Below are 6,554 nucleotides of genomic sequence, written 5' to 3' on the forward strand. Positions count from 1 at the left end.
TAGCGGCCTCGGCCCGAGCGTTCAACGGTGGCTTCTCGCGCGGCGGCGGCCGGGGCGCGATCAGACGCGCTCGACGGACTGGACGCCCTCGATCCGCTCGAGCGTCCGGATGACGGACTTGAGCTGCTTCAGGTCACCGACCGTGACCTCGAAGTCGTTCACGGCGCGCTCGCCCGGCGTCGTGCGGCAGCTCGCCTGCGAGATGTTCAGGCCGGCCTCGCTGAACGTCTGCGAGATCCGCGCGAGGATGCCGGGGCGGTCGCTCGTGATGACCCGGATCGAGATCTGCCGCTTGAAGTCGCCCTTCACGTCCCAGGCGACGTCCACGCGCCGCTCCGGGTCGATCCCCAGGACCTTGTCGCACGCGACGGTGTGGACCGTCACGCCCCGGCCGCGGGTGATGAAGCCGACGATGGCGTCGCCGGGCACCGGGTTGCAGCACCGGCCGTAGCGGACGAGCACGTCGTCGATGCCGTTGATGCGGACGCCCCCCGCCGGGCGGCGCGCGACCTTGCGGAAGATCTCGGTGAGGCGCGAGGTCGGCGACGGCTCCGCGGGCGTGGGCTCGGCGAGCTTGTCGGCGGGGAGGAGCTGCTGGAGCACCTGCGCCGGAGCGACCTTGCCGTAGCCGATGGCCGCCAGGAGGTCGTCGGGGGCGCGGTAGCCGAGGGCCTGCGCCGCCTTCTCGAGATCGCCGCCCTTCTGGGCCTTGGCGAGGCTGAGGCCGAAGCGGCGGAACTCGCGCTCCGCGACGTCGCGCCCGATCTCGAGCGAGCGGCGGTGCTCGGCCTGGCGGATGAACTGGCGGATGCGGGCCTGCGCGCGGCTCGTCTTGACGAAGCTGAGCCAGTCCTTCGACGGGTGCGCGTTCGGCGAGGTGAGGATCTCGACCGTGTCGCCGTTCTTCAGCGCGTAGCGCAGGGGGACGAGCTTGCCGTTCACCTTCGCGCCGACGGTGTGCTCGCCGACCTCGGAGTGGATCGTGTAGGCGAAGTCCACCGGCGTCGCCCCGCGCGGCAGGCTCTTCACCGCCCCCTTCGGCGTGAACACGAAGACCTCGTCCGAGAAGAGGTCCACCTTCACCGTCTCGAGGAACTCGCGCGGATCGGCGAGCTCGCGCTGCCACTCGACGAGCTGCCGCAGCCAGCCGAAGCTCTCGGCGTCCTTCTTCGAGAGCTCGGCGCCCTTCCCGTCGCGCCCCTTCTCCTTGTACGCCCAGTGCGCCGCGACGCCCTCCTCGGCGATGCGGTGCATCTCCTTGGTGCGGATCTGCACCTCGATGCGCTCGCCGCGCGGCCCGACCACCGTGGTGTGGAGCGACTGGTAGAGGTTGGGCTTCGGGATGGCGATGTAGTCCTTGAAGCGGCCGGGCACCGGCTTCCACAAGGAGTGGATGATCCCCAGCGACTCGTAGCACTCCGCGACGGTGTCGACGATCACGCGGAAGCCCACGACGTCCAGGATGTGGTCGAAGTCGACGTCGAGCTGACGCATCTTGCGCCAGATCGAGTAGACGTGCTTCACGCGGCCCGAGACCTGGACGGAGATCCCCGCGTCGGTGAGGCGCCCGCGGATGACCTCGACGACCTCCTGCACGAACTGCTGCTTCTCCTTCGCCTCCGCCTCGACGCGCGACGACAGCTCGGCGTAGTCCTCTGGGCGGAGGTACTTGAAGGAGAGGTCCTCGAGCTCGCTCTTCAGCCACTGGATCCCGAGCCGGTTCGCGAGGGGCGCGTAGATGTCGAGGGTCTCGCGCGCGATCCGCTCCTGCGACTCGGGCTTCATGTGATCGAGCGTCCGCATGTTGTGGGTGCGATCGGCGAGCTTGACGAGCAGGACGCGGATGTCCTTCGCCATCGCGACGACCATCTTGCGGAAGTTCTCGGCCTGCTTCTCCTCCTGGGTGTTCGCGGCGCTGAACTGCGAGAGCTTCGTCACCCCGTCGACGAGGTCCGCGATCTCGGGCCCGAACAGCTCCGCGATCTCCTCCTTGGTGGCGAGCGTGTCCTCGATCGTGTCGTGGAGGAGCCCGGTCACGACCGACGACTCGTCGAGCTTCAGCTCGGCGAGGAGCCCTGCCACCTCCAGGGGGTGGATGAGGTACGGCTCACCGGACTTGCGGATCTGCCCCTGGTGGACCTTGGCGGAGTAGACGTACGCCTTCTTGATCAGGTCCAGATCGGGGTCCGGGTGGTACCCACCTACCCGGTCCAGGATGTCGTTGAGGCGCAGCACACGGATCGTTCGAGCGTATCGGGTCGAGCCCGGGCGCGGCAAGCCCGGGATACGCCCCCCACTCGTCTCCTTTCCGTAACGCGGCGCAGCAGGCGGCGCCAGGTCCGCCGCGACGCCGGGGGCCCTGCCCGGCTGCCAGGGGCCAGGCGATTTGAGCGCGGGCGGGGGCGCGGCTAACGTGGCAGCACGCGCCTCGCCGGGCTCCGAGACGCCATCACGCGCCTCCGTCCCGGGGCGCCGGGAGGATCGAGATGGCGGTCGTCTTCGTCAGCATCACGCCGCTCGGCACGGGGACGCCGAGCGTGTCGCGCTACGTCGCGGGCGTGGAGCGCATCCTCCGCGGCACCACGCTCACGCACGAGCTCACCGCCATGGGGACGATCATCGAGGGCGACCTCGACGAGATCCTCGCGGTCGTGCGCCGGATGCACGAGCACCCCTTCACGGAGGGTGCCGTCCGCGTGTCGACGCTCGTGAAGATCGACGACCGCCGCGACAAGGAGCACACGATCGCCGGGAAGATGCGGTCGGTCGCGGAGAAGCTCCGCTGAGCGACCGGGCGCGATTCGAGAGAGGCGACCGGGCCGTTCAGCGGGCTCCCTCCGCGCTCCGGCCCGGCGCGGCGGCGGCCCGGTCGTCCGGCTTCGCGCCGGCGCGCGGGTCGATCGCGGGGGCGCGCTCGGCCGCCGCCCGCTCCTGATCGGCCTGGTACTCGCGGACGGAGCGGCGGTTGAGCAGGACGATCGTCCCGCCGCCGAGGACGGCCAAGGCCATGGCTACGGCGAACAGCCAGAACGCGCGGCGGGAGCGGCGCTGCGGCCGGGCGGGGGCGGTCATCGAGCGATCCTAGCGCGGCGGCGAGCGAGCGGCGGCGCGCGTCCGTCGCGACCAGGCGGAGCAACACGCGGCGCGCGCCGGTCGGTCATCGCGAGAAGCTCCCCGAAACGCGAGCGGCCGGGCGCTCGGCCCGGCCGCGGGGTGATCGTCCGCCGTAGGCGGGCGCGCTACCCGAACGACTTCTCCTTCTGCTCCTGCTCTTCCTTGCAGCGGATGCAGAGGGTCGTCACCGGCCGCGCCTCGAGGCGCTTCGCGGAGATCTCCTCCTCGCACCGCTCGCAGATGCCGAAGGTGCCGTTCTCGATGCGGGCGAGCGCCTTGTCGATCTTGGCGAGGAGGAACTTCTCGCGATCCCGCAGGCGGAAGATCATCGACTGCGTGTACTCGCTCGACGCGAGGTCGATCTCGTCGGGGAGATCGTCGGTGTCGAAGCTCGCCTCTTCCGTGAGCGTCTTCTTCGCGGAGAGCAAAAGCTGCCGCTTGGACTCCTCGAGCATCGTCTTGAACTTCTTCAGGTCCTTCTTGTTCAAGCGACCTCCTCGCTGACGCGCCCCCCCGGGGGCCCGACCGAAAAGAGCGGAGAAACTAGTCTGCGCCCCCGGGGCTGTCAAGCCGTGCCCAGCCGCGCAGCGGGCCCTCGCGCGGCGCGCGCTCCGCGGCGATCGCCCCGGCGGCCGCGGCGCGCGGGCCTCGGGAGAATCGCGCGGAAGCTTTACTCGGGTCCGCCGCCGGAACATGCTCAAGCGCCATGTCCGACGGGAAGTTCGACCGCGAGTTCCTGCGCGGCGCGCTCGCGCTCACCGCGCGATCCGAGGTGGATCGCCTGCTGCTCATCTCCGACCACCCCATCTCGCCGAACGAGATCCGCGGCCGCCCGATCAAGCGCAAGCTCGTCTACGCCGTGACGAGCGAGGGGATCGCCGACCAGCTGAAGGCCCGCAAGTACATGGCGGTGCTCATCCCGCCCTACGACTACACGCGCATCGAGAAGATCAAGGTGGCGGTCGTCGCCGCCCAGGCCGCGGGCGTCGTTCGCGACGGCGACACCATCCTCGCCCTCGCCGGACCGGGCGAGGACCGGGTCGTCGACACGCTCGTGAAGGTGGAGATCGGCTCGGAGGACCCGGAGGAGAAGATCCGCGTCGACACGCTCGGGCTCCCGCCCGGGTTCTCCTCGCAGGTGGTGGAGAGCCTCATCCACACCGCGATGGAGATCGGCGCGGAGGGCTACGAGGGGCACCCCGTCGGCACGATCGTCGTCATCGGCGACTCCACCGCGGTGATGGAGAAGAGCCGCCAGCTCATCCTGAACCCGTTCCAGGGGATCAGCGAGGCGGAGCGGAACGCGCTCGATCCGCCCATCCGCGAGGCCATCAAGACGTTCTCCGCGCTCGACGGCGCGTTCATCATCCGGGAGGACGGCGTCGTGCTGGCGGCGGGACGCTACCTGCTCACCATGTCACGCGACGTGAAGCTGCCGATGGGGCTGGGCGCGCGCCACAGCGCCGCGGCGTCGATCACGACCGAGTCGAAGTCCATCGCGGTCACGGTCTCGCAGACGAGCGGCACGGTCCGCGTCTTCCGCGAGGGCGAGATCGTCCTCGAGCTGCGCCAGAAGCTTCGCCGCGTCTGACCCAGGGCCGCCTTGCACGCTCCCGATCGCCGCCCCGCCCTCGCCGCGCTGCTCCTCGGCGCGGCCGCGACGCTCTTCCACGTCTATTACGCGGGCCACCTCGCCCTCTCCCCGCAGGAGGCGTACTACTGGGAGTGGGCGCGGCGGCTCGACCTGTCGTACTTCGATCACCCTCCCCTCGCCGCCTGGACGATCGCGCTCACGACCGGCCTCCTCGGCGACTCGGAGCGCGCGATCCGGCTCGCGGCGGCGCTCCACTCCGCGATCTTCTGCGCCTTCTTCTGGCTCTCCGTCCGGCGGCTCTTCGGCGCCCGGGTGGCCCTCGTCGCGCTCGCCGCCGGACTCGCCGTCCCGCTCTTCGCCCTCGGGCAGGTCATCATCACGCCCGACGGGCCGCTGCTCTCCGGCTGGGCGATGGCGCTCTACTTCACGCTGCGCGCGCTCGACGAGGAGCGGCCGGCGTGGCTGCTCGCCGCGGGCGCGGCGACCGGGTGGGCGCTCCTCGGCAAGTACACCGGGGCGCTGCTCCTGCCGCAGATCCTGCTCGCGCTCCTCCTCGACCCGCGCGGCCGGCGCATGCTGCGGACGCCGTGGCCGTGGGCGGGGGCCGCGCTCGCCGGCGCGCTGTTCGCGCCGGTGATCGTCTGGAACCTCCGGCACGGGCTCGCGAGCTTCGAGTTCCAGACGCAGGCCCGCGTCGCGCACTCCTCCCTGCGCCCGGTCCTCGTCGCGCGCTACGTGGGGCTGCAGGCGGCGCTCGTGACGCCGGTCCTGCTCGTGCTCGCGGTGGAGGCCGTCGTCCAGGCGATCCGGCGGCGAGCCGATCCCGCCTTCCGGATGTGCGCGATCTTCGCGGCGCCGCTCCTCTGCCTCGCGACGCTCGTCTCCCCTTTCCACTGGGTGAAGGGGAACTGGCTCGCGCCCGTCTACCCCACCGCCTTCGCGGCCGCCGCGGCGCTCGCGCTCGCGGGGGGGTGGCGGCGCCGCGCCGGGTTGGCGGGGATCGCGCTGGCGCTCGCCGGCAGCGTCTACACGCACCTCGTCCCCGTCTTCCCCGCGGTGCCGTTCCCGGCGCGCGACGAGGGCTCCGCGGGCTGGCGGGACCTCGCCGCGCGGGTCGACGCCGAGCGCGCGCGCCTCGGCCCGGACGCCTTCGTGGCGGGGTGCAACTACAAGGTGTCGGCCGAGCTCGCGTACTACCTGCCGGGCCACCCGCGGACCTGGTCCGCCGAGATCGCGGGCGACCACGGCCTGCAGTACCGCTACTGGTTCGACCCCGCCGCGCTCGCCGGTCGCGAGGGTCTGCTCGTGCTCGACCCGCGCGAGAAGCACACGTGCGAGCGCCGCGCCGAGGCGTGCCGGCCGCTCGTGGCGCTGCCGCCGCTCGAGGTGAAGCGCGGCGACGCCACCGTCACGACCTTCGAGCTGTGGCGCTGCCGGTACGGCGAGCCGCCGCCCGCGCCGCCGGGGCTGGCCGCCGCGCCCGCGCCGCGCTGAGGCAGCCGGCCGCGAGCGCGCACGCGTCGCAGCGGCGCGCCTCCCGGCGGGCCGGGCAGATCCCGCTCATCCCGAGGTGGCAGAGGGCGAAGTCGTAGCGCACCGGATCCTCCGGATCGACGCGCCGGAGCGAGGCGGTGATCTCCTCGGCGGTTTTCCAGCTCGCGTCGGGCCGCGCGGTGAGACCGAGGGCCCGCGCGACGCGGTGCACGTGGGTGTCGAGCGGCACGACGAGCGCGGCGGGCGGGACCTCGCGCCACAGCCCGAGGTCGACGGCGTCGGGGCCGCGCACCATCCAGCGCAGGTAGAGGTTCCAGCGCTTCGAGGCGCCCGGGCCGGCGGCGTCCGGGAG

General features: G+C 72.0%; 7 protein-coding genes. 3 read left to right on the forward strand and 4 right to left on the reverse strand.

The window, feature by feature from the left end:
* Window positions 1-60: 60 nt before the first annotated feature.
* Window positions 61-2,235 (reverse strand): bifunctional (p)ppGpp synthetase/guanosine-3',5'-bis(diphosphate) 3'-pyrophosphohydrolase, encoded by a 2,175-nt coding sequence (locus MNY60_RS16930; protein ID WP_242341043.1) that lies wholly within the window; start codon window positions 2,233-2,235, stop codon window positions 61-63.
* A gap of 251 nt (window positions 2,236-2,486) precedes the next feature.
* Between MNY60_RS16930 and MNY60_RS16935 the strand changes: the two genes are divergently transcribed.
* Window positions 2,487-2,786, forward strand: a complete 300-nt coding sequence (locus MNY60_RS16935) for an MTH1187 family thiamine-binding protein (RefSeq protein WP_242341042.1) — start codon at window positions 2,487-2,489, stop codon at window positions 2,784-2,786.
* Between the two features lie 37 nt (window positions 2,787-2,823).
* On the opposite strand, the gene MNY60_RS16940 is transcribed toward MNY60_RS16935, so the two are convergent.
* Both MNY60_RS16940 and MNY60_RS16945 read right to left on the reverse strand, forming a co-directional pair.
* Window positions 2,824-3,072, reverse strand: a complete 249-nt coding sequence (locus MNY60_RS16940) for a hypothetical protein (RefSeq protein WP_242341041.1) — start codon at window positions 3,070-3,072, stop codon at window positions 2,824-2,826.
* Between the two features lie 167 nt (window positions 3,073-3,239).
* Window positions 3,240-3,602, reverse strand: a complete 363-nt coding sequence (locus tag MNY60_RS16945) for a TraR/DksA C4-type zinc finger protein (protein WP_242341040.1) — start codon at window positions 3,600-3,602, stop codon at window positions 3,240-3,242.
* Window positions 3,603-3,820: 218 nt separating this feature from the next.
* On the opposite strand from MNY60_RS16945, the gene MNY60_RS16950 reads away from it, so the two are divergent.
* Together MNY60_RS16950 and MNY60_RS16955 are read left to right on the forward strand one after the other, a co-directional pair.
* Complete coding sequence (locus MNY60_RS16950; protein ID WP_242341039.1) at window positions 3,821-4,705, forward strand: diadenylate cyclase; 885 nt, start codon at window positions 3,821-3,823, stop codon at window positions 4,703-4,705.
* A 12-nt stretch (window positions 4,706-4,717) separates the two neighbouring features.
* On the forward strand, window positions 4,718-6,202 hold the full coding sequence (locus tag MNY60_RS16955; protein ID WP_242341038.1) for a glycosyltransferase family 39 protein: 1,485 nt from the start codon (window positions 4,718-4,720) through the stop codon (window positions 6,200-6,202).
* Here the strand turns inward: MNY60_RS16955 and MNY60_RS16960 are convergent.
* Window positions 6,117-6,554, reverse strand: a 438-nt coding sequence (locus tag MNY60_RS16960) for a DUF2400 family protein (protein ID WP_242361195.1), incomplete at its 5' end; no start/stop codon positions are given. The genes MNY60_RS16955 and MNY60_RS16960 overlap by 86 nt on opposite strands.

This window comes from Anaeromyxobacter sp. SG17 (assembly GCF_022690695.1).
In the GTDB taxonomy this organism is placed as follows: domain Bacteria; phylum Myxococcota; class Myxococcia; order Myxococcales; family Anaeromyxobacteraceae; genus Anaeromyxobacter; species Anaeromyxobacter soli.